This is a genomic window from Chryseobacterium carnipullorum, from assembly GCF_900142785.1.
Lineage (GTDB): Bacteria > Bacteroidota > Bacteroidia > Flavobacteriales > Weeksellaceae > Chryseobacterium > Chryseobacterium carnipullorum.
This window is the reverse complement of sequence record NZ_FRCD01000026.1, coordinates 1-23,583: the sequence shown is the minus strand read 5'-3', so window position 1 is coordinate 23,583 and position 23,583 is coordinate 1. Positions and strand designations below refer to the sequence as shown.

At 29.4% G+C, this 23,583-nt stretch carries 29 protein-coding genes and 1 pseudogene; 7 read left to right on the top strand and 23 right to left on the bottom strand.

The annotated features are described in order from the left end of the window. Positions 1 to 156: 156 nt before the first annotated feature. The 19 genes from BUC06_RS21750 to BUC06_RS21655 all read right to left on the bottom strand — a co-directional run bounded on the left by BUC06_RS21750 (position 157) and on the right by BUC06_RS21655 (position 14,491). Entirely contained in the window at positions 157 to 2,631 is a 2,475-nt protein-coding gene (locus BUC06_RS21750; protein ID WP_073336488.1) for a DUF5712 family protein, read from the bottom strand. Position 2,632: 1 nt separating this feature from the next. Further along, entirely contained in the window at positions 2,633 to 3,271 is a 639-nt protein-coding gene (locus BUC06_RS21745) for a hypothetical protein (RefSeq protein ID WP_073336486.1), read from the bottom strand. 566 nt (positions 3,272 to 3,837) lie between these two features. After that, the gene (locus BUC06_RS21740) at positions 3,838 to 4,065 is read right to left on the bottom strand and encodes a hypothetical protein (protein WP_073336485.1); all 228 of its coding nucleotides are present in this window, start codon (positions 4,063 to 4,065) and stop codon (positions 3,838 to 3,840) included. Between the two features lie 994 nt (positions 4,066 to 5,059). After that, positions 5,060 to 6,283: a hypothetical protein gene (locus BUC06_RS21730; RefSeq protein WP_073336481.1), complete on the bottom strand. Its 1,224-nt coding sequence runs from the start codon at positions 6,281 to 6,283 to the stop codon at positions 5,060 to 5,062. Between the two features lie 106 nt (positions 6,284 to 6,389). Then, positions 6,390 to 6,932 carry a hypothetical protein gene (locus BUC06_RS21725; RefSeq protein ID WP_139263420.1) on the bottom strand — a complete coding sequence of 181 codons (543 nt, stop codon included), beginning with the start codon at positions 6,930 to 6,932 and terminating at the stop codon, positions 6,390 to 6,392. 82 nt (positions 6,933 to 7,014) lie between these two features. Next, a complete protein-coding gene (locus BUC06_RS21720; protein WP_073336477.1) occupies positions 7,015 to 7,494 on the bottom strand; it encodes a hypothetical protein in 480 nt (159 codons plus the stop codon). After that, on the bottom strand, positions 7,494 to 8,243 hold the full coding sequence (locus tag BUC06_RS21715; RefSeq protein ID WP_073336475.1) for a ParA family protein: 750 nt from the start codon (positions 8,241 to 8,243) through the stop codon (positions 7,494 to 7,496). Before BUC06_RS21715 ends, BUC06_RS21720 begins: the two co-directional genes overlap by 1 nt. Then, positions 8,240 to 8,509, bottom strand: a complete 270-nt coding sequence (locus BUC06_RS21710) for a zinc-ribbon domain-containing protein (protein WP_073336473.1) — start codon at positions 8,507 to 8,509, stop codon at positions 8,240 to 8,242. Before BUC06_RS21710 ends, BUC06_RS21715 begins: the two co-directional genes overlap by 4 nt. 158 nt (positions 8,510 to 8,667) lie before the next feature. Beyond that, entirely contained in the window at positions 8,668 to 8,958 is a 291-nt protein-coding gene (locus tag BUC06_RS21705) for a hypothetical protein (RefSeq protein WP_073336471.1), read from the bottom strand. 49 nt (positions 8,959 to 9,007) lie between these two features. Further along, complete coding sequence (locus BUC06_RS21700; protein WP_073336469.1) at positions 9,008 to 9,202, bottom strand: hypothetical protein; 195 nt, start codon at positions 9,200 to 9,202, stop codon at positions 9,008 to 9,010. Between the two features lie 10 nt (positions 9,203 to 9,212). Further along, positions 9,213 to 9,407, bottom strand: a complete 195-nt coding sequence (locus tag BUC06_RS21695) for a hypothetical protein (RefSeq protein WP_073336467.1) — start codon at positions 9,405 to 9,407, stop codon at positions 9,213 to 9,215. After that, positions 9,400 to 9,675 carry a guided entry of tail-anchored proteins factor 1 gene (locus BUC06_RS21690; protein ID WP_073336465.1) on the bottom strand — a complete coding sequence of 92 codons (276 nt, stop codon included), beginning with the start codon at positions 9,673 to 9,675 and terminating at the stop codon, positions 9,400 to 9,402. Before BUC06_RS21690 ends, BUC06_RS21695 begins: the two co-directional genes overlap by 8 nt. Before the next feature lie 99 nt (positions 9,676 to 9,774). After that, positions 9,775 to 10,242, bottom strand: a complete 468-nt coding sequence (locus tag BUC06_RS21685) for a thermonuclease family protein (protein WP_073336463.1) — start codon at positions 10,240 to 10,242, stop codon at positions 9,775 to 9,777. A 107-nt stretch (positions 10,243 to 10,349) separates the two neighbouring features. Further along, positions 10,350 to 10,616, bottom strand: a complete 267-nt coding sequence (locus BUC06_RS21680) for a hypothetical protein (RefSeq protein WP_073336461.1) — start codon at positions 10,614 to 10,616, stop codon at positions 10,350 to 10,352. Between the two features lie 36 nt (positions 10,617 to 10,652). Continuing rightward, positions 10,653 to 10,958 (bottom strand): hypothetical protein, encoded by a 306-nt coding sequence (locus BUC06_RS21675; protein WP_073336459.1) that lies wholly within the window; start codon positions 10,956 to 10,958, stop codon positions 10,653 to 10,655. A 768-nt stretch (positions 10,959 to 11,726) separates the two neighbouring features. Next, entirely contained in the window at positions 11,727 to 11,963 is a 237-nt protein-coding gene (locus tag BUC06_RS21670; RefSeq protein WP_139263419.1) for a hypothetical protein, read from the bottom strand. Positions 11,964 to 12,021: 58 nt separating this feature from the next. Next, positions 12,022 to 12,354, bottom strand: coding sequence for a single-stranded DNA-binding protein (locus BUC06_RS21665; RefSeq protein WP_073336455.1), 333 nt, complete (start codon positions 12,352 to 12,354; stop codon positions 12,022 to 12,024). Positions 12,355 to 12,521: 167 nt separating this feature from the next. Further along, positions 12,522 to 13,478 (bottom strand): zincin-like metallopeptidase domain-containing protein, encoded by a 957-nt coding sequence (locus BUC06_RS21660; protein ID WP_073336453.1) that lies wholly within the window; start codon positions 13,476 to 13,478, stop codon positions 12,522 to 12,524. A gap of 779 nt (positions 13,479 to 14,257) precedes the next feature. Then, positions 14,258 to 14,491, bottom strand: a complete 234-nt coding sequence (locus BUC06_RS21655) for a hypothetical protein (protein WP_073336451.1) — start codon at positions 14,489 to 14,491, stop codon at positions 14,258 to 14,260. A 283-nt stretch (positions 14,492 to 14,774) separates the two neighbouring features. Here BUC06_RS21655 and BUC06_RS21650 point away from each other — a divergent pair. The 3 genes and pseudogenes from BUC06_RS21650 (at position 14,775) to BUC06_RS21635 (ending at position 18,149) form a co-directional block, all read left to right on the top strand. Beyond that, positions 14,775 to 15,430, top strand: a pseudogene (locus BUC06_RS21650) (IS982 family transposase). A gap of 990 nt (positions 15,431 to 16,420) precedes the next feature. Next, positions 16,421 to 16,882: a LexA family protein gene (locus tag BUC06_RS21640; RefSeq protein ID WP_073336447.1), complete on the top strand. Its 462-nt coding sequence runs from the start codon at positions 16,421 to 16,423 to the stop codon at positions 16,880 to 16,882. A gap of 1 nt (position 16,883) precedes the next feature. Next, positions 16,884 to 18,149 (top strand): Y-family DNA polymerase, encoded by a 1,266-nt coding sequence (locus tag BUC06_RS21635; protein WP_073336445.1) that lies wholly within the window; start codon positions 16,884 to 16,886, stop codon positions 18,147 to 18,149. A gap of 16 nt (positions 18,150 to 18,165) precedes the next feature. Here the strand turns inward: BUC06_RS21635 and BUC06_RS21630 are convergent, their stop codons facing one another. Beyond that, complete coding sequence (locus BUC06_RS21630) at positions 18,166 to 18,525, bottom strand: hypothetical protein (protein WP_073336443.1); 360 nt, start codon at positions 18,523 to 18,525, stop codon at positions 18,166 to 18,168. Positions 18,526 to 18,654: 129 nt separating this feature from the next. Here BUC06_RS21630 and BUC06_RS21625 point away from each other — a divergent pair, with 129 nt between their 5' ends. Together BUC06_RS21625 and BUC06_RS21620 are read left to right on the top strand one after the other, a co-directional pair. Then, the gene (locus BUC06_RS21625; protein WP_073336441.1) at positions 18,655 to 19,278 is read left to right on the top strand and encodes an SOS response-associated peptidase family protein; all 624 of its coding nucleotides are present in this window, start codon (positions 18,655 to 18,657) and stop codon (positions 19,276 to 19,278) included. 1 nt (position 19,279) lies between these two features. After that, positions 19,280 to 19,642, top strand: a complete 363-nt coding sequence (locus BUC06_RS21620; protein WP_073336439.1) for a hypothetical protein — start codon at positions 19,280 to 19,282, stop codon at positions 19,640 to 19,642. 29 nt (positions 19,643 to 19,671) lie between these two features. On the opposite strand, the gene BUC06_RS21615 is transcribed toward BUC06_RS21620, so the two are convergent. From BUC06_RS21615 to BUC06_RS21605, 3 genes are all read right to left on the bottom strand, one after another. Next, positions 19,672 to 20,265 carry a hypothetical protein gene (locus BUC06_RS21615; protein ID WP_073336437.1) on the bottom strand — a complete coding sequence of 198 codons (594 nt, stop codon included), beginning with the start codon at positions 20,263 to 20,265 and terminating at the stop codon, positions 19,672 to 19,674. A gap of 30 nt (positions 20,266 to 20,295) precedes the next feature. Further along, positions 20,296 to 20,856, bottom strand: coding sequence for a DUF6904 family protein (locus BUC06_RS21610; protein WP_073336435.1), 561 nt, complete (start codon positions 20,854 to 20,856; stop codon positions 20,296 to 20,298). A gap of 361 nt (positions 20,857 to 21,217) precedes the next feature. Then, on the bottom strand, positions 21,218 to 21,421 hold the full coding sequence (locus BUC06_RS21605) for a hypothetical protein (RefSeq protein WP_228423867.1): 204 nt from the start codon (positions 21,419 to 21,421) through the stop codon (positions 21,218 to 21,220). A gap of 629 nt (positions 21,422 to 22,050) precedes the next feature. Between BUC06_RS21605 and BUC06_RS21600 the strand changes: the two genes are divergently transcribed. Further along, the gene (locus BUC06_RS21600; RefSeq protein WP_034751588.1) at positions 22,051 to 22,602 is read left to right on the top strand and encodes a hypothetical protein; all 552 of its coding nucleotides are present in this window, start codon (positions 22,051 to 22,053) and stop codon (positions 22,600 to 22,602) included. A 75-nt stretch (positions 22,603 to 22,677) separates the two neighbouring features. Continuing rightward, positions 22,678 to 23,268 carry a porin family protein gene (locus BUC06_RS21595; RefSeq protein WP_123962804.1) on the top strand — a complete coding sequence of 197 codons (591 nt, stop codon included), beginning with the start codon at positions 22,678 to 22,680 and terminating at the stop codon, positions 23,266 to 23,268. Positions 23,269 to 23,583: the final 315 nt, after the last annotated feature.

Sequence of the window (23,583 nt, the reverse complement as noted above, 5' to 3'; positions counted from 1 at the left end):
CTTTTTTGATGCTCATTTTGCTAACAATTAAGACTTATTATTTCTTTGGACTTTTTATTTTATTTATAAAAAAAGAAAGGCTGGTTAATTAACCAGCCTTTCAAATTAGAATAGTAAAAATATTAACTTAAAGTTACAAAAGTTAATAATTCTGTATTACAATCCCATTGTAAAATTGTAAGTTGGTGTTATTTTAGCGTAATACAATAAGTCTTTTCCTGTAATCTTTCTTTTTGTCGTGTCAAAACCTTTTTCCTTCCAAACTTCATTTTTAATATCATCCTTTACATTGCCGAACTCTTTTGTAATCCCAAATTTTACGGCATTTTCCATTTTATAATCAAGCTTATGCTTCTCAATAAAAAATTTATCTCCATCCTGTTTTAGATCTGATTCTTTAAAGGAAATCTTCACAGGCTCATTTAAGCCTGTAACTTCTTTATAAAAATTGAAATTTTTATATGTTTCTTCTTTATGTTTTTTATCCTCAGTCTCTAATTTTGAATAACTAATTTCAACAAGCTGTTTACGATCAGTATCTCTCTGTACTGCTTTTTCTAAAATTTTAGTAATCTCAGCTTCGTTTTTAAAATGAACAACGTCTTTATCTGATTTACTGATTGTATTATTATTTACCCAAAGCCTTATTTCTTCGGGGCTTTTTTCAGACTTATAGGCTATGTAGGTAGACTTATCTTTTGTCTCCAATACCTTTGCATCAACTTTAAAATTATCGTCCTTATATTGCTCCTGAAGAATATTTTTTTCTACTAAAAAATTCTTGAAACGTTGTTCTATTTCTTTATCTTTTTGGAAATCTTTAGAATCCAACATTTCTTTATTAACTGAATCTGATATTTTTTCAAATTCCTTAGAAAATTGCTTCTGTGCCTGATCTACTAAATGTTTTTCATATTTATGCTCAAAAAGATGCCTTTCCATTGTATAGCCGCCATTTTCTGAAATTGTGAGTTCTTCGGAACGTACATTAAATTGTAAAGGGTCTTTTAAGCCTTTATCATTAAAAGTAAACGAGATACTTTCTTCATTTTTAACAAATTTTGATTTTTGACTTTCAATCTCTCTAAAATCAATGAATTCTAATTTGTTTTCAGTTTCTAATTTTAAAATTTCCTCAATTTTATGTTCGTAGAAATCTGCTAAAATTGTTATTTTTCCGTTTTCATCTTTTAAAAGTTCTTTAGATTCTTTATCAACGATGGCAAAATTACCAACCCAAACCTGAACCGGTTCCGACAATCTTTCATCATTAATCTTTAATAATTTGGCTTTCTCACTTTCTGCCAGAACTTCTGCATCTATAGATTTTTTAGTGTCCCAATCTGAAATTTTAAAACTCTCTTTCTTCGGTAGATATTTGTTCTCAACGAGGTAATTATTAAAATCTACAGAAGTCTTAATATTGATTTTTCTCAGATCATCCTTTGATGGAATTTTATCGGGATTTAAATAATATTCTTTTCCGTTTTCATCAACACCTTTTGCAATATCAAATCCTGCTTTATTTAAATTTTTCTCCTGAATGGATTTTTTTATATCAGCAAACTCTTTACTTAAAAATTGACTTTTTGCATCGTAAAGCTTATTGTTATAGGTACTTTCAGGAATGAAGCAAACTCCGTCACGCATTTGTATTTCGTTATTTTCAAAATAAAGTTTAAGTTCCTTATCAAACTCATCCCATTGATGCGTAATATTTACTTTATCTTCTTTTATATAATCTGTAAAATAATCAGAACTTTTAGATGATGTGCCCTTTATTTCTATTTTCTCATTTCTAAAATTTTCTCTTTCAACAATTGTATTATACTTATCAGAATAATATTCTTCATTAATAAAAAGCTGATCATTTTCAATTTTATATTTTCCCTCCGGAACGAATAAGTCTACCTGTTTATCTATTTCAGAAGAATAAAATGTGAAAATTTTACCGTGTGGATATTCTTGTTTTAAATTAAACTTGCTTATTTCTTGATAACTGATCTCCGGTTGCAGAACTTCACTCTTAATCCCTTTTTCTTCCAAAAACATTTCAAACCTCTTTTCAATTTCAGGTTTCATCAATTTTCTTTCTGCATCGGAAGGGATTGCATCTTGATTTGCATAAATCTCTCTATCCATTTGCAAAGCATATTTTTCCATTACTTCCTGAGTAAAAAGCTTTAATTGAAGCTTCATTAATTGGTCTTTTTGCTCGTTGTAAAACTCTAACGCAGTTTCATCATTTTGGATATCGTCAAAGACCAAACCCCGATTTGTTAGCTCGTCAATGGCTATCTTCTCCATGTGTTCCAATTCCTGCTGACTTGGGCTAATATTCAACATATAAAAATTGCTGGAATTTAGACTTTGAGTGCCTCTATTTTTGTCTAAGTTTTCCGCAGCTTCAAATACATTTATTTTAGAATTTGGATCATTTAAATCAAGTGGATTATAATCTTGATTGAAAAAATATTCGACAGAATTTGGGTTGATTTCCTCTTCTTTTCCATCTAAAATTAGATGCTCATTTTTTAATTTTTCTTTCTCATTTTCTTTATCTAAATACTGCATAATATTAGATGCAGAATGAGACTTTTTAGCATCATGAGAAACAATTTTAACGTGCATTTTACTGTGCTTTTTTTAGTTCTTCCCACTCTTCGGCAGTCAAATTAATGATAATTCTTTCCTTTGAAAGCATCCCTCCGGTTTCAATTTTTGCGTTGTTAAAAATCTTAAACAGTGCTTGTTTTTGTACTTCTGATCTATTATAAAGCTCTCTAAATTTTTCATCTTTTTGAGACAGTTCATTTTTCAGTTTTTCGGTATTTCCCTGTTCGCTCATTACAGGGTTAGAAGGAATGTTTAAATGTGAATTTAAAGGATTTTCTATTTTAGTATTATTGTTTTTATCTTCAATAATTTTATTAATTTCAAAATCGTTAATCCTATCTAAAGTTCCTATTTTATCCTTTAATGGTTTTAAATAATCTTTTTCAATTCCACCCATCCATTTACGGACTGATTTATTATCATCTATTATTTTATCCTGATGCTCTTTAAACTTTGCGAATATTCTATTTTCAAGATCAACTAATCCTTTTCTATAATCTCCAAAATAATCTTCCCGTAAATTAATTTCATTTCTGATTATAAATTGTGAACAGGCTTTAACGGTTGTATCATAAGTTTTTAGGCTGAATTTAGCTTGAATTTCATCTAAAAGATCTTTAGTATCATCAGATAATTTGATAGTGTTTTTGAGCATGGTAGAAATATTTTACTACTACAAATATACTTTTAAAATGCTAAAATATAGAAGTTTATAACATTTTTAACAAAATAAAATATACCATAGTATACTAAAAGTATACTGATTAAAAGACAAATAAATATAATACACTATAAACCAATCAGATATAAACCACTATTTTTTAAATCGTGGTTTCCTCTTGCTTCTCTAATATGCATCCGCTTCGCGTGTGATATTTCGAGCATGGCTTCGCCATGCGATACCCGATTTCTCGAGGATAAATAATTAAAAAAGTCCAAAGAGATTAAAAAAAATTCTCCCGGAAATTAAAAATATTTTAATTGTCGAAAGTGAATAATAGCTACCAATAGAACTTATTTCTACGCTCTGAGTTCGATAGATTAAAACTATTGAAATCTAAGTAAAATAGATTTTGGCTTTACTTTAAAATCTAAAATTCTGAAAATTAAAAATTGATATGCTTTTAAAACACACCAAGCATTCAGCAAAAAAAAACACTTAAATAATAAAATTTAAGTGTTGTGAATTTAATAAAATTATAGTATTTTTTTTAATAATCTCTAATTGGTTTTATCAGAATTTTGAGCATTAATTTTATTGTTATTTTCTTGAAATTTTTCTTTAATGCCTCTTCCAATTTCAGAATAAAATATTGCAAAATAAACAGCAAAAACAGTTACGATTGCATAGAAAATATTATTAAACACTTTAGGTATTTCTACAAATAATGATACTATTGTATATATGATAAATAGTGTCAATACTGATAACATTATTATTTTTTTCATTTGTTTTTATTTTGTGATATTATTTCATCAAAAAAAGTATTAAGATCGGCTCCTTTTAATCTTAAAAAATAAAGATATTTAAAGAGCGGATTTTTTTCAAAATGATTTTCAAGGTAAAATTTTCGTGACTTTTTTTCTAAAAAATCATCCAGACTTTTGTTGTCTTTTTTTGGTATTATTTTTCTCCTTAGTTCTCTTAACATAATCAAGTAACAGCTCTACAAACTCTTTCAAAATTGACGAAGAAAAAGTATTAAAAAGTTTAAACATAATTGTATTCAAATTTAAAAAATTAAACGGATAAACAGCCACTAAAATTCCAAATAGATAAAAAAAAGTTTAAAATATTAAATTTTGTTTTGTTTTGCTAACAAAACTAATTCTAAAATGAAATCACAGATAGCAACTTTGCTAACTTATATTATTTGGTTCTTGCAGCTGCAGATGTTTTCACTTTGAAATTTTGCTAATTAAAAAAATCTCTCGATTTAAGATAAAGTTTATTATCTCTTTGGACTTTTTAAATTATCTATGACTTTTTATATCTATACACTAATTTTCCTTTTATATTAAACTTTAAAATGTCTTTATATATAACTTTTAGGAGTACCGCAAAGCCTTTATTTGTGGGGCTTCACAGGTTTTTTGACACCATACATTCAGCAAATAAACTCCATACATTCAGCAAATACACTTCAAACATTCAGCAAAAAAGGCTAATTATCACACCAAACATTCAGCACAAAAAAATCACTTTTACGGGAAGCTGTAAGCCTTTTGTATTCATAGCATTGGAAAGCTTCTAAAAATATTGAGTTATACCTCAAACATTCAGCAAACTATTAAATATTTTAACACATTTTAAGAAAAAGTTATACTTTACACCAAACATTCAGCAATTGCACACCAAACATTCAGCAAAAAAACTTCAAACATTCAGCAAAGTATTCTGTAAAAAAACATGATTTTAATAAAACACACCAAACATTCAGCATTATTCTGAGGTAATAACTTTAGGATATCCTTTCGGAAAATTCTTGAAATTGGAGGTTTTTTCATAACTCTTTTGAATTTCTTCCTGCCATCTTGCTAAAAATTTAAGCCCTGTAATGTCAGTCATTTTCATTTCTTCCTTTTTTATAACTTTTTTCAAGTTATTATAGGCATCCTCCATTAACTCTTTATCTAAAACGCTGTTTAAATAAATTGTCTCAATATGTTCCAAACTATCTTTGTCAACTTTATGCCTACGCTGTAAATAATTAATCGAATATTTTACTTTGACTTTATAGGTGTTTTCAGGTTTTAAATTCCCTATTACTTTATTTGATTTAACGTCTAAGGCAGTAATATAATAGCTACCTTTATCATATTGAAACGCAAAGCTTCTATCATTAAACTCAAAAAGTTTTGCCTGAATAGGTTTTAAAAACTTTTCACTTATATAATCTCTATCCTTCCCATCCAAACCAAATTTTTGACGTAAGGTGTCAATATTAATTTGTGTCCAACTTTTGTAAGTTTCCTTTTTAAAAACAGCTTCTTGATACATAGGAATAGAACGAAGCCAAATAGCGAAAAATATATGCTGAGTATTAGGAATATTATATGCTAAGTCAAAAATTATAGGGTTGTAATGCTCTATATTAGCCATCTTTTCTAACCAATAACTACTAACTTCTAAATATACTCTACCCCTTGTAAATTTTGGTTTTTCTATAAATGATATTAAACTTTTAACATCTTCATTTTTTGAGTTTTTTGAGACAACAGATCTGATAGTATTTTGCATTAGTAGAAGTAAAGCTTTTTCTATTCTCTTTGTATCTCTTGAAGGCGAAATAAGCCCTGTCGGAATGTCAAAGCTGGCAAAAGTATTATCTTTTGTTAAAAACTCTTCTTCAAACAAAGAAGGTGTATAAGGCGCACGAGGTTGATTGAAGCTTACGGACTTTGATTGATGAATCAGAATAAAAATAACTCTGATAGCTTCAATAGGTGCATTAATTAAGTCTAAAGAATCCTTAAATATATCATTATAAAGCAAATTAGACAGGTTTACATATTCCGGCTTGTCTTTACCTGCTTCAAATGTTTTAATGACGTTTTTGGGCTTGTTCCCATCGTAATAGATAATATTTTTATCTGCAGAAATTTTATGTTCTTTACTGTCTATATTTTCTATTGCTTTTATTTTATCTAAAAAGTTCTTCTTCATTTTTTTAAATTGTGATCTATTTTAATAATTTTTCATATATTTGTAATGCAAAGAGATAATAATCTCAACAAAAAGCCTAATCATAATTTATTGTGATTGGGTTTTTTTATGGATAGTCTACTGTTGGTTCTGTACCGTTATTTTTACCTTTTGAAATCAATACCTTTTCAATTCTAATTTCTGAAATCTGAATTTCTCCGTAAGCGACTTTATGACCTTTTTCAACGAAGTATGCGGTTAATTCTACGATGGCGTTTTCTACAGCTTTATTAAAAATAACTTCATTTATTACTAAATAATCATCGGTCGTTTCAACAATTATTTTGTCGGAAAAAAATAAATTTCTATTTATTGTCGCATTATGTCTTGAAAATGGGACACGCACAAAAAAACCAGAATTTCCCTTATTTCTCTGTTTTGAAAGATAAACTCTAACGGCTTTTATTTGAATGTCTGTATCGTTGGTAAAAGTGCCTACAATCTCTTTAGTAGTAATTCTCCTTGCTTTCCAAAAAATCCACTCGTTTTTATATTTATCTTTTACAAAAACATGAAATTTTTTAAGACCTGTATTAATATTGTGATATTGGACTGCAGGTCCATCTATAAGCTTTATAACGGCTTCATATCTGTAATTTTTATTAGCCATGTTATTTGTTTTATATTTTGCTAACTTATTGAGTTCGGTTCTGGGTTCTGCAGACAATCACCGGACTTTATTTTGCTAACATTTAATTCCAATGAATTTCTTTATTATCTTTTTTGATCAGGCTGATCATTTCCGAAATCATATCTAATCTCGAATATTTGATAAATCCTTTTACCATTTTTTTGTGATAAAGAAAATCATTAATAAAATCTAACCACTCGGAAGGTAAATCTATAGAACTTGACTTTTTTTCTCGTTTTTCACCGTCAACGTCTCTTCTTCCTCTGTCCAAAGAAACTTTTTCCTGTCCTCTTTCAATTTTATATTTTTTATCAAGTAATTTTAGACCGTAGATAAATGCTTCTGCTTGAGAAAAATCTTTTTTCTGATCGGTAATAACATGTGTACGATATCTAAGAAGATCTTCCCAATCATCTTTGTACATATTCAATGAAATTTTTTGAATCTCACTATCTTCTGAAACCTGTTTTTTAGGTTCATCAGTTTTGATATTCTTCAATTCATCATCGAATCCGTCTAATTGAAATGTATTTCCGTTCATTATAAATTTATTTTAGTATTAATTTCGTTTGCCAAGTTCTTATAATCTTCACTTGCTCTTGATTTTGGGGCGACCTGAAAAACTGTTTTTCCTTCACTTTTAGCAGTTTCAACACTCTCGTCAATTCTAACTATTGTATTAAGAAAATAGCCTTTCCCTTCTTCGTGTGCTAATGGTGAATATTTCTTAAATCTTCTACTCCATGTATTCACCTTATTAAAGAAAAAACCTAAAAAATTAAGATCAGGATTGTAATTTTTTTTGATTCTCAATATTTCAGGAAGTAATTCATTAATTCCATCAATAGAATATTCTTCTGCCTCGATAGGAGAAATAACATAGTCGCTACTTGATAAAGCTATTTCACCTAATTTTATTTTTCCGCTCAATGGACTGGGTGGGCAATCAATAATTACAATATCAAACGAAAATTTTTCGTTCAAATAATTCAGTCTTTCTCTTAATTCTGTTCTCTGATAATCATCGGCTACAATTTCTCTGCTTCCTGAAAGGATATACAGACTTTCCATTTTTTGGGTTAATCTGAACTGACCTGTTTTATCAAGAAAGTTTTTTACATTGTACGGAAACGATTTTTCTATTTTATAACCTTTAGAAAGGTTTCTTTGCTCATCAAAATCTACTAAAAGAACCTTCTTCCCCAATTCGGCAAAAGAAGCCCCTAAATGTATGGATGTTGTAGTTTTACCTACACCGCCTTTTTCTGTGATTATACTAATTATTTTCATTTTTCAGTTTCTATTTTTTCGTTATTTATTTCATTTTTTTTTTGCTTTTGTTTATTAACTCCGTATGCTCCTATTGCCATTACCACAAAAAGGACTGCTCCTATTATAAGTATAATCATACAGCCAATGTTCAAAGTTTGCATAAAACAACCTTGCGGACGCTTAACAATAATTTTAGATTCGTTTAAAGGAAATCCACAATTAGGACAACTTGTTGATTGATCTGAAATTTTTTTCTGACATTCAGGACATGAAATTAAAGCCATTATATTAATATTTGTGATTTAACACCATTTTGCTAACTTCCGGAATCCGGATCTTGCAACTGCAGATCTTTTTAGGTCATGCTTTTGCTAACTAAATTGAAACCGGTTCAGCTCTCCAGGATTAAAATCTGTTAGCAACTAAACCGATATTAATTTTATTATTTTTTACTGTGCTTTTCAGTATGTTTCTTTACAATTTCTTTCCACTCTCTTTTTTGTTCAATTTCTTTGGGATATTTTTTATTAAAAAGATAATCAAAGAGCATCGGTTTATGAGTATTATCCATATTTAAAACAGTAGATAAAATTGCATCTGCTGGGTCTGCTCCGTCTTCAATTTTACCTTGTAGCTTATTCCAATAATAATCCCATCCTAAACGTGAGTCTTTAAATGCGTTCTCAAAATCCGATCTTTCCCAATTGTAACAAAATAGTGCTGTAAAGTGCATTATTTCTTCCCCTGTTAGATTTTACATATTAATACTTTTGAGTTTGTTGTTATTGTTCAATAATTCGGCAGGTATCGTTAACATAAAACGTCCAATCCTGACCATTTTGATCAGAAAAGAAAGCGGTATTACTACTTTCATAATAAAGACCTCTTAAAACCTTTCCGATGGCTACGGTTGAGCCTGTTTTTCTTATATCCTCTAATTTCAGGATTTCAAAATTTACATATTTTGGTGCATTCATATAGGTGTTTTTAGAATCGTTCTATAATTTTACAATCAGCCTCGGGAATAAATATTAGTTCCCGATCTTCATTAGTGATGTATTTAATCTCATTTTCTTGCGGAAAATAATTTCCAACATATCTTTCTCCAATTTGAATTTCTGAAATTTCTGTAACTTCTTCAAAAACCAAAACCTCAAAAATTACAAGATATGAATCATTCATGTTTTTTTGGTTTTAGAAATTTATTGAAAGTTGTAAAGAATTCTTTGTATTCCTCTATTTGTTCTTCAAGCTCTATATTTTTTTCATTAAGTTTAAGATTATTGGATCTCATGCTGATATTCTCTTTTTTCAATTTATCATACTCTGTAATGATAGATTGAATTGCTTTAGTATTTGCAGAAATTGATTTTTCTTCTTTAAACTTTGTCAATATCTCTTCTTCAAGTTCTGTAATCTGATTACCTCGAATAAAAATTGTCCCCTCCATTCTGTGTGATTTTAATGGGTTAAAGTTAAATAAATTATTTTAATTATATTCATTATATAACTAATTTAATGAATATTTTATTGTAATAGGCTTTGACACCTATTTCTCTGATCTCCTAAATTCCCACGGTGGTATTACCTGAGTATGTGACCATAAACCAAGCTTTTTATTTTTTGCAATGTCTTGAAGCTTTCCAAGATTTTTATTATCAGAATAGCGATAGTACCACCAACCTAAACCTGCTTTAATTATTTCCTCAGATAAATACTTCCCGTCATAATAAACCTTTGCAACGATTCTGCCGTATCGGTCTGAATTGGTTGGATAATATTTTACAGTTTTACCAAAAACTTGTGAGCTTGTAAACTGTTTGGCATTCTTCCCGAATGGTTGACCGCTTTCAGGGCAATCAACTTCTGCAAGTCTTAAAGTAATTTGATTATTGTTGTCGTCCAGAACGACAATTGTATCTCCGTCTTTAATTCCTACAACCTTAGAGGTAATCTGTGAAAAAAAAGTATTAGAGAATAATAATGCAATTAAATAAAATGATTTTTTAAATTTCATGATGTCATTTTTGTTATTATAAATTTAATATATATGTTGTTCAATTAGAGATATACTATATTGTGATTTGGTGTAAATGGTATGAAATTAATCATACCATTTTTATTTTAAAAGAGTTCTAATTGTACACCTATTATTTCCTGCCTTTTTCTTATTTCATCTTGAATATATACATCCGTAAGTATTACTTCATTAAGAGAATAAGAAGCATTGGCGAAATAAATTTCTTTCTCTTCTTTTACCTGTACCAAGCAATTCAAAAGTAGTGATTCATTGCAAATAGTTGCACTTTGCACAATCATAAAAGATTCTGTCGCCTTGTGATGGCAAACTAAACCTTTATAATCTTGTAAGTTTAAAACTGTGTTATCCATAATGATTATTTTAAATATATTAGTTATATAACTAATTTAATATTCGGAAGGAAATAAAATAGTTGTGAGACTTCTATTCCATTCAGTAATTATATAAATCTTTTCCTGATCGGGAAAATTAGAGTTATTGGGAAGATCGTATCTGCTTAAAATTCTTTCATCATTTTTTAAAGATTCGTTATTGATTTCTTTATCTTCTTCTCCCAAATCTCCCCAATCCTGACTTTTATGTTTGTTCAATGCGTTTTGACAAAAAATAGCAAATTGCGGATAATCTTTCATTGCGTTGTAAATGCCTATTGTAGTACATAATTGACCTGTTTCAAAAACTGTTGTTTTCATAATGATTATTTTAAATATAATGGTTAAATAACTAATTTAATTAATAAAAATTTGCTTTGTTTTCGAGGAAAATCTGCTTTCTCTCGAAGATGGTAGTTGTTATTAAAAAGCATAATAAATGCTGTGTTTTGGTGTTTGTTTCCGTTGATGTCAAAGAACGCTGATCGTTAAATTTGCTTCGTTACTGAGGATTCGCTTTTCTGTGCCAATTGACGATGAAAAATTATAGTGATAAAAATGGGGCGGTTCTACCGCTAGGTGTCGGGATCGCTTTTTTGTGGTGGGTTTGTTTTCGCAGAAAACGGATTCCCAAAAAAGCGATTAGCAAAGAATTTTTCTCAATAGAATTTTTCAAATTTGCACTAAGAAAATCGTATGTCCTTCAGTAACTCAGAGAAGAGAATTTAATGTTCTGCCATGTTCTTTATCAACGGGAATGAATGCCAAAATACTTGCATTTTGCTTTTTAATTACGACTTCCATCACATAAAAAAATCAAAACTTAAAAACAGGAAGGGTAGAGCAGGGGTGGTTTTGGGTTTTGTCCGATTGGAACCGGGGGAAGTTTTCCCTGGGCGATGGAACTTATCGGGAAAGGGAAATTTTCTCACGGAAAATTGCAAGGAACTGCAAAAAAAAATCTGCAATCTGGCGGAATTTTTGGAAAAAAAATCATGACAGAATGCAAACCGATTGTACCGAAATTTTCGGTTAAATTTTAACTCTGCCGAAGGCAATCCGAATAAAGCCCCCGAAGGGGCATTATTATTATTTTGAAATAACCTTATCTTGAAGTTCTCCGGATTTGTTATCGATTATAAAATCTAATGTTCCAACAACAATATAATAATTAGGAATTTCGTCATTCCTGATCATTTCCCTTGCTCTGTCATTAGCTTCATCTTTATGCTTTTGATAGCCCATTTCATAACCAATATAAAATTCTGCAGTTAGTAAAATTGTCGTTACAATTATTCCTATTAAAATTAAAATATACTTTTTCATAATGATTGATATTAAAAGATTTAGAAAATGAAATAAAGCCCCTTTTTGGGGCTTTTGATTAAACAATGTTGCTGACTATAAAATTTATATTTGTGTATTTTTTATCTGCATTTTCAACCGTAGTAATTTCAATTTTTTGAATTTCTAAAGTTGTCTTTGAACCCTTTTTTAAATTTGTCATTAACCCCTCCGGAACTTCTCCCGAATTAACCCACTTTACACAACTATAAAATTGAGGCTCATAGATCGTTTTTTGATTTTCATCTTTCTTTGCAGTTGGGAAGTTATGAGCGATTGTAAAATTTACAACTCCTTTATCTTCTCCTAATTTTTTAAATGTAGCATCTGCGGTTAAATGTCCGTCTAATACGCAATAGAATAAATTTGCCATGATTTTGAATATTTAATTATTAAAGTTATTTTAGTTATATAACTAATTAAAAATTTATACTATCAACGAATAATCCTACTAAGATCACAGCGATTATTATTAAAGCTCCGTAAGCGGAACTAATTTTGTCTTTGTGTGGTTTTACTGTGTATTTCATATTAAAAATTTTAAAGGTTTTCTAAGAATTTTTTTGCTTTTTTAGAATCTGAAAACGCTTTTCTAATTGCTATTTCTCTATCCTGACTATTACGGTCGCTCCAACTTTTTAAGTAACGAACTGAGTTTATAAACTCTTCTAAAATTCCAAATTGTAAGCAATTGAGCATTGCACCCATTTCGGCGATTAATTCCTCAAAAGAGTAGCTTTCTTGGTCTTGACTTCCTTTCAAATCTCTGTTAAGTCTATCTGTGTGACCTGTCCAATGAATAATTTCATGAAACAATACAGAATAGTATTTTGAGGTAGAAACAAAATATTGTCTTTCAGGCATCGAAACAAAATCTTTAGAAGGCGAATAAAAAGCAACAGCGGATTTGCTGAATTTTAAATCTAAATTCCCGTTAACAATGATTTTAGAAACAAAATTTTCGCAGTTTTCTATTTCTTGAATATCTTTTTCCTGTGGCAGTTCGTCAATATCAATATTTAGATTAAGTTCTTGGATATTCTCGATAAATTCGGAATTAAAAACCACGTAATTTTTAATACATGGTAGCTTTTCAATCCGCTTACTTTGTTCAGGTGTCATATTCATAACCTGTTCAATTGTGTATGTTTTTTTAGTCTCTTTATCCTTATAAATAAAGCTGAAAAATTCAATTATGCATCCTTTAGCCCCTTTTTTTAATTTTCCTCCTGCTTTGGCTATACTGTTAAAAGTTGCATATTTGGCGGTACTGAATCCGTTTGCCATTGTGTCAAAAAACAATGCTAAAATGTTAAATCCTTTATAGTGTTTTCCTGTGAAAAGATTAGACGGGTAAGCCGCTTCTAAGCTTGTGTATTTCTCCCAGTCTTTTGCGCTAACCTTATCTATGTTTTCTAAAATTTTGATAATGAATTTATCTTGTTTAGTCTCGTTAGATGCTGTATATTTTCTGTTTTTTGTTGCTGTTGTTTTCATAATGATTATTTTAAATATAATGGTTAAATAACTAATTTAATTAATAAAAATTTGCTTTGTTTTCGAGGAAAATCTGCTTCTCTCGAAGATGGTAGTTGTTATTAAAAAGCATAATAAATGCTGTGTTTTGGTGTTTGTTTCCGTTGATGTCAAAGAACGCTGATCGTTAAATTTGCTTCGTTACTGAGGATTCGCTTTTCTGTGCCAATTGACGATGAAAAATTATAGTGATAAAAATGGGGTGGTTCTACCGCTGGGTGTCGGGGTCGCTTTTTTGTGGTGGGTTTGTTTTCGCAGAAAACGGATTCCCAAAAAAGCGATTAGCAAAGAATTTTTCTCAATAGAATTTTTCAAATTTGCACTAAGAAAATCGTATGTCCTTCAGTAACTCAGAGAAGCGAATTTAAGGGTCTGCCAAGTTCTTTATCAACGGGAATGAATGCCAAAATACCTGCATTTTGCTTTTTAATTATGACTTCCATCACATAAAAAAAATCAAAACTTAAAAACAGGAAGGGTAGGGCAGGGGTGGTTTTTGGGTTTTGTCCGATTGGAACCGGGGGAAGTTTTCCCTGGGCAATGGGAATGATCAGGAAAGGGAAATGTTCTCACGGATTGAAACCGGTAATCCGGTCTGCGTTAGGGATTGAGTGGTCTGTTGGAAATCCTTTTTTAAAAATATATAAATTAAAAAAGTCCAAAGAAATAATTTAAAAAAGATTGACTAACGAAAGCCCGACCTTTATGGTAACGCCAAAATAAAAAAGTAAATCTCTGAATTAAATATGATCTTCAAATTTTTCTTCTTCTTCAAAAAAATATTCTTCATCAATCAGAATAAATGCCAAATGAAACATCGTTTTAGCCTTATAAATTTCTCTAATTTCTTTCAAATACTTCTCAATAATACTTAAACTATTAGGTTTGATTTCTTGTTCTTTAAAAATATCGGAAATCTCTTTTTGAGTATATCCTTCTTTCAGCAACGTAATAATTTTCTTTCTAATATCCATTTAATAAAATTACTACAGATCACTAAAATTGAAATACGGTAAGCCGTAAATAGGTTGTTTTTATAGAAAATTTTGATTAAAAATAATTTTACCTTTCTCTCCAATCCTTCTAATTGAAAGGCTTTTCAGAGATTCTTAATCTGAGCATCAACCCTTTTGCAAATTTCAACTAATAGTAATAATTTTGTATTATCAAATATTTTATACCCGTAGTGCATTATAAAAAAGGCTATTCATAATACGAAAAATTCGTATATTGTATTGACTACCAATCAAATACATTATGAATAACCTAGATGCAATTTACAATTTTATTTTAAATGAATTAAAGAAATTAATCCCAGATGAGAACTTTTATTTCAAACCAATAGAGCCAAAACTATCTGATTTACAGATTATTGCTCTTAATATTTCTGCGGAATATTTATCGATAGACTCAGAATATCAGCTATTTAGATATCTATCAAATTCAAAATTAAATGGAATGATTGAAAGAAGTGACTTCATGCAATCTGTTCTATTTCAGGGGTTTTTCAAAGTTTTGATATTTCTACAGCAAGCATTCACGACATTCATTTTTTACAAGATATAAAACATCAAATGAATAACTGTACATTGATCGGAGATCGAGGTTATTTGTCTGCTCAAGTACAAACTGACTTGTTTACTTATGCAAATATAAAACTGGATACACCAATGAGAATCAATCAAAGAAATTACATAAAACAAAAATATATTTTCAGAAAATCGAGAAAGAGGATTGAGACTTTGTTTTCTCAACTTTGTGATCAATTTAAAATCAGGAACAACTATGCAAAGTCGTTGAATGGCTTTAAAACAAGGATTTTAAGCAAAATAGCAGCATTAACATTCATCCAGTTTGTAAATGTTTTTGTTTTCAATAGAAAAATGAATATCATTAAAACTGCATTAGTATGATAATGCACTACGGGTATTTTATATATATTATTATACAGTTGATACTTTTTGAGGTTGGTCGGGGTATAATAACAGAAAGATGAAACAACCCTTTAGGTTATGATACCAACCGTTGAAAAAATTTTACCTTTTTGTAATCCGAAAAAACGCTTCGTATCTTTGTAGTCTGAAAAGTCAGCCTAAAACAGCCAGAGAGAATTTTTAGTATCTTTGTATTTATAAATACTGTCATCTGAAACGCCAATTTTCCAAGACAGTCAAACTTTTAAAATGTAGAAAACATATGAAATAAATCGTAGGTTCCACTTTTTGTATTCAAAAGCATCGTGCAGGGAACGCACTTTAATGATGCTGTACGTCGCAGTATATATACTCAATTAAGGGTTAAAAAAATCAGTGATTACCAAATGGAAATGATAACAATTTGGATTGTAGCGGTACTTTTATTTATATGTATCGTCGCAATCTGCTTGCTTTCACTAAAGAAAAAAAAGTTTAAAAGTACTCTTAAAAGTAAGCTTTTCGAATTTAGTGTAGAAACAGAAGATTAAAAATAGATATCCGGAGCGCCGGTTATAGGAATAAAAAAAAACTACCATCTGAAACGCCAATTCCCAAGGTAGTTTTTAAACTTTTAAAATGTAGAATCAAATGAAATAAATCAAAAGTTCCACTTTTGGCAAACATCGTGTACGGAACGCACTTTAATGATGTTTAATGATTGTATAAATACAAATCAATATTTAAAGTTCAAAATGAAACTCAGTGATTACCAAATTGCTGGGTTTCTTATTTTGTCATACAAAAGTACAAAATTTTTTTTAGAAAAACTTAAAAATTATTTTGTGTGATTAAATCTCAATTAAACATTATTCTATAAAAATAAATAAAATGCGACAAGTTCTGTCGTAGTGGGCATTTTGATTTGGCGTATGAAATTTTAACAACAAATCATAAATTATCTAATAAAAATCTATCTAATTTTGTAATGTGAAAAGTCCAATTCAACTATTAAAATTTACAGAAGATGAAACTTTCATTATTCCTGTTCTGCCAGCTAAAGTAAAAGCAGGTGGTTACGGTAGTTTTGAAAGCCCTGCACTTGATTTTCCAGAAGATACAATCGACCTTTTAAAACTTCTTATAAAAGATAAAGAAACCGTTTTTTTTGCTTTTGTAACAGGTGATTCTTTAAACGGAATTGGTGTATTTGATGGAGATATTTTAATAATTCAAAAAGGAATGTTACCAAAAGAAAATGATGTAATAATTGTTTTCTTAGATGGAGAATTTTTTGTAAAAAAATACAGACCAAGTTTCATACAAAATTCATCCAATCTTGAAAGTATCACCCTAAAATCTGAAAATCCTGATTATTCGGATTTATATATTTCTTCAGATTCAGATTTTACATATTGGGGTAAAGCTACGTGGAACTTACATCGCTTATAAAATGTTTGGATTAATTGACGGAAACAATTTTTACGCAAGTTGCGAACGAATTTTTCGTCCCGATCTTCGGGACAAACCTGTTATTGTACTTTCCAATAATGATGGCTGTGCGATTGCCAGAAGTCCAGAAGCAAAAGCGTTGGGCATTAAAATGGGCGCACCTGCATTTCAGATAGAAGATATTATCAAAAAACATAATGTAGCTGTGTTTTCAGCAAACTTTGTGCTTTACGGTGACATATCCAACAGAATTGTAAATATAAGCCGTAGATATTGTAGAGATATTGAAATATATTCTGTTGATGAATCTTTTCTTGATTTTCACGGCTACGAATACTTAAATTTAAAAGACCATTGTAATGACCTTAGAAATACTGTTTTTAACGGCTTAGATATACCTTGCAGTATTGGTCTTGCACCAACTAAAACGTTGGCTAAAGTTGCTAATAAAATAGTAAAAAAACATTCAGACGAATTAGGACATACTTATGTTATTGATTCTCAAAGTAAGATTGAAAAGGCTTTAAAATGGCTTCCATTAGAAGATGTTTGGGGCATTGGCAGAAGATATGCGGAAAGATTTTCTCGAATTGGAGTAAAAAAAGCTTGGGATTTTACACAATTACCTGAAGCTTATGTACAAAAGGAAATGGGCATTTATGGATTGAGAATGCATAAAGAATTGCGGGGAATACCACAATACGGACTTTCCGAACATAAAGCAAAAAAAGGTATTGGCACAAGCCGAACTTTTGACAAGAGAACAGATAATTTGGAGACTTTAAAAGAAAGAATATCTACATTCGCTTTTAAATGCTCGGAGAAACTTCGCAAACAAAATTCATGTTGTAATTACATTACAGTATTTATAACAACGGATCGCTTTAAGACCGATTTAAAGCAGTATAGCAACTCTATCACCTTAGCACTTCCAAATCCATCAAGTTCGGCAATTGAATTGTCAGGAATAGCTTTAAAAGGCTTAGAGAAAATATATCTACCATACTTTCAATACAAAAAAGCAGGGGTGATGTTAACGGAATTTGTACCGGATACTGAAAGAATGACGAGTTTTTTCGATGAAGATTTTCATGAAAAGCACAAACCTATTATGACGGTAATTGACCGAATGAATAGAAGATTGGGAGGTGATAAAATCAAATTAGGTTCTATGGATGTGCAAAAAACTTGGAAAATGAATCAAAAGAACCTTTCACCGAGACATTCAACAGATATTAATCAACTAATAAAAGTAAACGCTAATTAATTTTTATTTTAAATTATTAAACTTTCTCCAAAGGAAAAATTTTGACAGTATATTTTCCTATTGCTGGGTTACTATTGTGAGTGTCTTCAATTTTTAAATACAATTTATCTACATGAGTAAATACTGGGTAGTCTGGATAGAATTGTTCAGGGTATTGATACGGATCTAACTTGTGATCATGAAGTTCAAGTACAGCGATTCTAGGAGATACATTCTTATTAACTCTTACTGTCATTTTTTGTTTAAAAATTTCTGATGTAGCAGTATTTATACTTACAAAAGCATGAAAATGAATAACTGAGCTATCATTTGTTAATTCATTTAATGTCACAAATTCATTTAATTCTTGAAAAGATTTTTGTTTATCTTTATTCATTTTTTTGTATATTTTATCTAAATACAAAGATTATGAAATTTATTGTAATAAATTATTTTTTGAGCGATTTGTTTACGGATATAAGTAAGCACAATTTTTGCACATTATTATCGAACCAATACTAAAAAAATGTGCTATAATTTCAATTCCAAAGGTGTAGATCTTAAAAAAGCCATAAAAGATTTTAATGCGGAAGAAGTTGATACTACCAATTTCAGAATAGGACAAATCAATGCTTTTGAAAAACAGTCGGAACCAAAAATTCCGGCAATAGTAAATCGTAATGGAATTATATTAATGCCTACATATTGGGGTATTAAAGAAATAAAAAAATATCCTACATCTGGCTTAAATTTAACTTCTGAAAAAACATATCGAGATTATAAAAAAATTCAAAAAAATAGATGTTTAATTCCTGCAAAATCGTATTATGAAGGTAAAAAAGTGATCTTACCAACAAATAAAGCAGGTTCGCAGAAGCACGAAATGTTTTGGAAAGAACGAACACAATTTTACATTGCCGCATTTTATGATTTTTGGTCAGATGATAATATTGGTTTTGGGCTTTTAACTACAGAACCAAACGAAGTTCAGGCTCCCATCCATGATAGAATGATCATTACCCTTGATGAAAAAATGGGAAAAGAATTTCTTGACCAAAAACCAATTGAGGATTTTCAATTTCCTAACTACTCTCCAAATTTAGATTTTATAAATTTAGAACCGGAGAAAACACCACAAACACTTTTTTAATATGACCAAAGAAGATACTTTACAAATATTGCATATTAATGCAGAAGATCCTGATGATCTTTTAGATTTATATGAAAACGGCATTGGATTGATTCAATATTTCGCCGTTGAAAAGAAAATTGAATTTGACGGATATTTTCGAACAAAATGGGAAATCGAAGCTGAACACCCCATGACTTTTGACGAAGAGTATTTCGAGAACGAAAATAGAAGTGAGCTGTTTGTTTTTTTAGCTGCAGAAGCTGATGATGAAATTTATGAGTGTCTAGAATACATATACAATCTCACACATCATGAAAATTTATCAAAAAACGTTTTACATAGAGAAATATATGAGTTAAGAGAAAAAGGAGTTAAATTTTAACTCCTTTCTTTAATAATAAAGGTATATATCTATAAATCAATTCCAACGCTTTTTTCCCTCTCTTCTGTATGTACGTTTTCTTTTATTATATATTTGCTTTTAGTAAGCGGATTTACCATTTTTTTGTGATCGAAGATATTCATGTGTAAATTATAAAGTTCTTCATACACACTTTCTATATTGCTAACCATTAGTGTTTTACGGTTTTCAATAATGTCTTCTTTTTCAGTTGATTGAAGAGCAAAGCCTTGATCAGCTGAAAATGTTAGTACCTTGTATTGATCTTCGGCATTCCTATATTTAATACCGCATATAAAATTGCCTGATTCAGAATAAAAACCCTTCATTTTAGGCTCCCAAATTACATTACCTTCACATTTTACGGCTAATTCAATTAGTGGAATTGTTTTGAAGATATAGGGTTCGTCCACTTCTTCAATTAGACGTTCAATTGGATTTAAATGGAGCTTTATATCTAGTAATTTATACTCTACTTTTTCACCACTCTCTGCTTTAATTATTCCTGTTCCATCAGTTGTCAATGCCCAAAGTATACCTTTGTCTGTTTTGACATTGTAAGGCAAATAGCATCTATACATTTCCAATAATTGATAGTCTAACATAGTTGTGATTTAGCATTATAAAGATATTAATTATTTCGGCAGCAAGACCATTTTTGCATTACTTCCTTCTCTGAACACGAATAGTTTTCTATTAACCATATTTTGAAGGAAAGCATTATTTCTCAAATATTGATATATATATTCATTGTTTCTATGTATTCCACCATTAAGAAAGATACTTAATTTTTTTGCCCCTAAGCTATCATAGTCATACATTGATTTTTCAATCCAATATTCAAGTTGAAGAAATATTGATACATCATATTTAGTTGTTTCAACCCAAAATCGATTATAATTTAAACAAGACATACAAAAAAGAATATGTGGCCAAGAGATCTGAAATCCTCGATATGGAATTTCTGCAGGTGTGTAATGGCTACTATTTCTTTTTAGCCTACTTCCATAACTAGCTTTTCTAATTTCATGTGCAAAACTACTTATTACGTTAGCTCTATTTTCATACCCCTTTTGTGTGGAAAAATCTTCATTATTCCAAAATTTGTCAATTGTATTATATAAATATGTCAGATCATCATCGGTTCCCCAAATCTCTATTCCTAATCCTCTTTTTGTTGGTACGGTGTAAAGCATTATCTTTATTTTAAAATATTGTTTTTTTTGATTATATAGATTATATAACTAATATATTTTAATTATATAATTTCTTTATAGTTATAAACACACCATACATTCAGCAATTATTATTAGCGATAATTAAATTTGAAATAATGTAAATTGTCAAGTTCGGTAGTAAAAATCTATTGAATGCAATTACCGAAAATTTCTATAATAACTGTATTAAAAAGTCCAAAGTAATAATTATGCTAACATTAATTACTCCGGAAGGATCTGCAGTTTTAAAATTTTGCTAACTTCTTGGTTTCGGTTCCTGGTTCTGCAGATTAACGCCAGTCTTCATTTTGCTAACTATTAAAAATTTCGATTCCTCCAATTATTGTTTTCTCGTTGTAGTAACTTCATAGTCTCCAGTTTTTGCTTCTGCCCAAAGTAAAGGTGTTCTTCCAAATAAACTATTTTGTAAAGGAAAAACTGAAAAATCTATATTGCCGATTATTTCAGTCGTGTCAAAATTTTTAAACCACTCAATTCCAACTTTATTTTTTAATTCTTCTTCTCTTATATTTTTATATTTCATTAATGGTATAAATATTTTATATTTTTTTCAAAAATGCTTTGTAGGAATTTTTAATATCCTTAATTTACATAATACCCCAAACATTCAGCAATATAATAAGATTGGAACAACTAATTGATATTTTTATGTTTTTGAAAAACATTTAGTTAACTAAAATCCATCATATTTTATCGTTTTTTGAGATTGCAAATGCAGTATTATTTATCTTTTAATTTTGAAAAATAATGGTTTGCTATATTAACACTTCCAGAGATTACTAGACCTCTTATAAATGACCAGAACAATATTTCGTTTAATTTACTTGTCGTGTAGTTAGTATCATCATAGAAGTTAATTTCCATTAGAAATATAATTACCGTCATTGTAAACGCACCTAATAAAATTTTTTCTATTCTTCGTGAAACCATATTATAAGTTTATGCTATTTCTGAGCTAATATATCGTTTTTTATACTTTCCAATATTCTGAATCTACAAAATTCATCAAACATTCAGCAAGTAAGCATAAAGGTATTTAAATTTTTGATGATTTATTTTCTTAGTTTTGTTGCCTTGATCCTACGAAAATGGAATCTTTACGATCTATTGTTGGAAAAAATACAATCTGAAAACTGAAATAAAATAATACCTATGAAAAAACAACTTTACTTGATATCATTCGCATTACTGTCTATTTATGGAATGGCACAAGATAATAATGTTGAAAAAAATATTACCGGTGCTCAAATAGGGCTTTTCGGTTTAGATTTTTATAATGAGACAAAGATTGCCAACAGAACAACTTTGCGGCTGGAGGCTAGTTTGTTTCCTGCGATTTGGGGCGGAGATCTTTATGGAAAAACGGGCTTTGCATTCTATCCTTCATTTACTTTACAGCCAAAATACTATTACAATATTTCAAAGCGTGCTGAAAATGGAAGAAATACGAAAAATAATTCTGCTAATTATGTCGGATTACAGATCCGTTACATACCGGATTGGTTTGTGATCTCCAATGCTAACAATGTGAGTCTTTCAAACCAAGTCAATGTGATTCCAACATATGGATTCAGAAGAAATTTTGCCAATAACTTTAATTATGAGTTTAGAGCAGGATTAGGTATTGGTACAGCATTTACAACTAATAACAATGTAACCGAAGCAGTATTTGATTTAAGTTTTAAAATTGGATATGACTTTTAAAAATTAAAAACAAGGTAATCAAGCTGATGTTTTCTAAATAATTGATTTTTTAATTAGTATTTAGAAATTTCAGCTTTGAAAACTTTTATTATCAAAATGAAATATTTTATGCAATATCAAAGCATCGATAAATTACTTCTTAGTGCTTGCTTCTTCTTTGCATCCTTCCTGTGCTATTCTCAAAATTATCCTTTGAAATTTGGTATTAAGGCTGGATGGAACTATTCTAATGTAAATGCCATCGATGAAATAGGAGAACGTTCGGGATATCTAAGTAACGGAGGGGAATTATTTGGAGGGATAGCTTTAGAAAAACAAATTTCAAAAAAAACATACATTCAAACCAGTTTTCTGGTTTCGTACACTGATAGAGTCACTTTTTTAGAGTTACCTCTTTATTATAAATACAATTTTTATAAAAAGTTCTCTTTGCTGGCAGGTCCAAAATTAAACTATATTCCAGACGATGAAATAAGTCAGCCATATGATTTTAAGAGAAGAGTAGGAATAAGTGGTGATTTAGGGATAGATTACAAAATATCAAATCATTTTATTATTGAGGGTACCGTTTCTAAAGGCTTTACTAAACAGTATGATGATCTCATTCTAACGTATTATGATGCCAAAAGAAATGTTTACAGATTGGGCGTAGCCTATTATTTTTAGCCCGTTCGAAATTAAAAATTCAATTAAACTTTCCTTTGATAATAAAATTTTAAAAGTGTAGATAAGTAAGATGGTAATTTTAATCTTTATTTTTAAAAATTTAAAGTGTTAAAAAAACCGACAAATAAATACCGAAATGAGAAAAAGTGCTACTCTGAAGGTGACATTTGTTTTCGTTCTGATTCATTAAAATTGACAGAGTAAATCCGAATTTAATATAATCCGAATTATGTAAATCATTTAGAAGGTCGTTTTGTAACATTATCTAATGAGAATTCTAATCACCAAATAATAAAGCGTCTGAAATTTCACGAC

Coding starts and splice junctions, on each gene's coding strand:
- BUC06_RS21750 (WP_073336488.1), bottom strand. CDS start 2,631: ATGCACGTTAAAATTGTTTCTCATGATGCTAAAAAGTCTCATTCTGCA.
- BUC06_RS21745 (WP_073336486.1), bottom strand. CDS start 3,271: ATGCTCAAAAACACTATCAAATTATCTGATGATACTAAAGATCTTTTA.
- BUC06_RS21740 (WP_073336485.1), bottom strand. CDS start 4,065: ATGAAAAAAATAATAATGTTATCAGTATTGACACTATTTATCATATAT.
- BUC06_RS21730 (WP_073336481.1), bottom strand. CDS start 6,283: ATGAAGAAGAACTTTTTAGATAAAATAAAAGCAATAGAAAATATAGAC.
- BUC06_RS21725 (WP_139263420.1), bottom strand. CDS start 6,932: ATGGCTAATAAAAATTACAGATATGAAGCCGTTATAAAGCTTATAGAT.
- BUC06_RS21720 (WP_073336477.1), bottom strand. CDS start 7,494: ATGAACGGAAATACATTTCAATTAGACGGATTCGATGATGAATTGAAG.
- BUC06_RS21715 (WP_073336475.1), bottom strand. CDS start 8,243: ATGAAAATAATTAGTATAATCACAGAAAAAGGCGGTGTAGGTAAAACT.
- BUC06_RS21710 (WP_073336473.1), bottom strand. CDS start 8,509: ATGGCTTTAATTTCATGTCCTGAATGTCAGAAAAAAATTTCAGATCAA.
- BUC06_RS21705 (WP_073336471.1), bottom strand. CDS start 8,958: ATGCACTTTACAGCACTATTTTGTTACAATTGGGAAAGATCGGATTTT.
- BUC06_RS21700 (WP_073336469.1), bottom strand. CDS start 9,202: ATGAATGCACCAAAATATGTAAATTTTGAAATCCTGAAATTAGAGGAT.
- BUC06_RS21695 (WP_073336467.1), bottom strand. CDS start 9,407: ATGAATGATTCATATCTTGTAATTTTTGAGGTTTTGGTTTTTGAAGAA.
- BUC06_RS21690 (WP_073336465.1), bottom strand. CDS start 9,675: ATGGAGGGGACAATTTTTATTCGAGGTAATCAGATTACAGAACTTGAA.
- BUC06_RS21685 (WP_073336463.1), bottom strand. CDS start 10,242: ATGAAATTTAAAAAATCATTTTATTTAATTGCATTATTATTCTCTAAT.
- BUC06_RS21680 (WP_073336461.1), bottom strand. CDS start 10,616: ATGGATAACACAGTTTTAAACTTACAAGATTATAAAGGTTTAGTTTGC.
- BUC06_RS21675 (WP_073336459.1), bottom strand. CDS start 10,958: ATGAAAACAACAGTTTTTGAAACAGGTCAATTATGTACTACAATAGGC.
- BUC06_RS21670 (WP_139263419.1), bottom strand. CDS start 11,963: ATGAAAAAGTATATTTTAATTTTAATAGGAATAATTGTAACGACAATT.
- BUC06_RS21665 (WP_073336455.1), bottom strand. CDS start 12,354: ATGGCAAATTTATTCTATTGCGTATTAGACGGACATTTAACCGCAGAT.
- BUC06_RS21660 (WP_073336453.1), bottom strand. CDS start 13,478: ATGAAAACAACAGCAACAAAAAACAGAAAATATACAGCATCTAACGAG.
- BUC06_RS21655 (WP_073336451.1), bottom strand. CDS start 14,491: ATGGATATTAGAAAGAAAATTATTACGTTGCTGAAAGAAGGATATACT.
- BUC06_RS21635 (WP_073336445.1), top strand. CDS start 16,884: ATGTTTGGATTAATTGACGGAAACAATTTTTACGCAAGTTGCGAACGA.
- BUC06_RS21630 (WP_073336443.1), bottom strand. CDS start 18,525: ATGAATAAAGATAAACAAAAATCTTTTCAAGAATTAAATGAATTTGTG.
- BUC06_RS21625 (WP_073336441.1), top strand. CDS start 18,655: ATGTGCTATAATTTCAATTCCAAAGGTGTAGATCTTAAAAAAGCCATA.
- BUC06_RS21620 (WP_073336439.1), top strand. CDS start 19,280: ATGACCAAAGAAGATACTTTACAAATATTGCATATTAATGCAGAAGAT.
- BUC06_RS21615 (WP_073336437.1), bottom strand. CDS start 20,265: ATGTTAGACTATCAATTATTGGAAATGTATAGATGCTATTTGCCTTAC.
- BUC06_RS21610 (WP_073336435.1), bottom strand. CDS start 20,856: ATGCTTTACACCGTACCAACAAAAAGAGGATTAGGAATAGAGATTTGG.
- BUC06_RS21605 (WP_228423867.1), bottom strand. CDS start 21,421: ATGAAATATAAAAATATAAGAGAAGAAGAATTAAAAAATAAAGTTGGA.
- BUC06_RS21600 (WP_034751588.1), top strand. CDS start 22,051: ATGAAAAAACAACTTTACTTGATATCATTCGCATTACTGTCTATTTAT.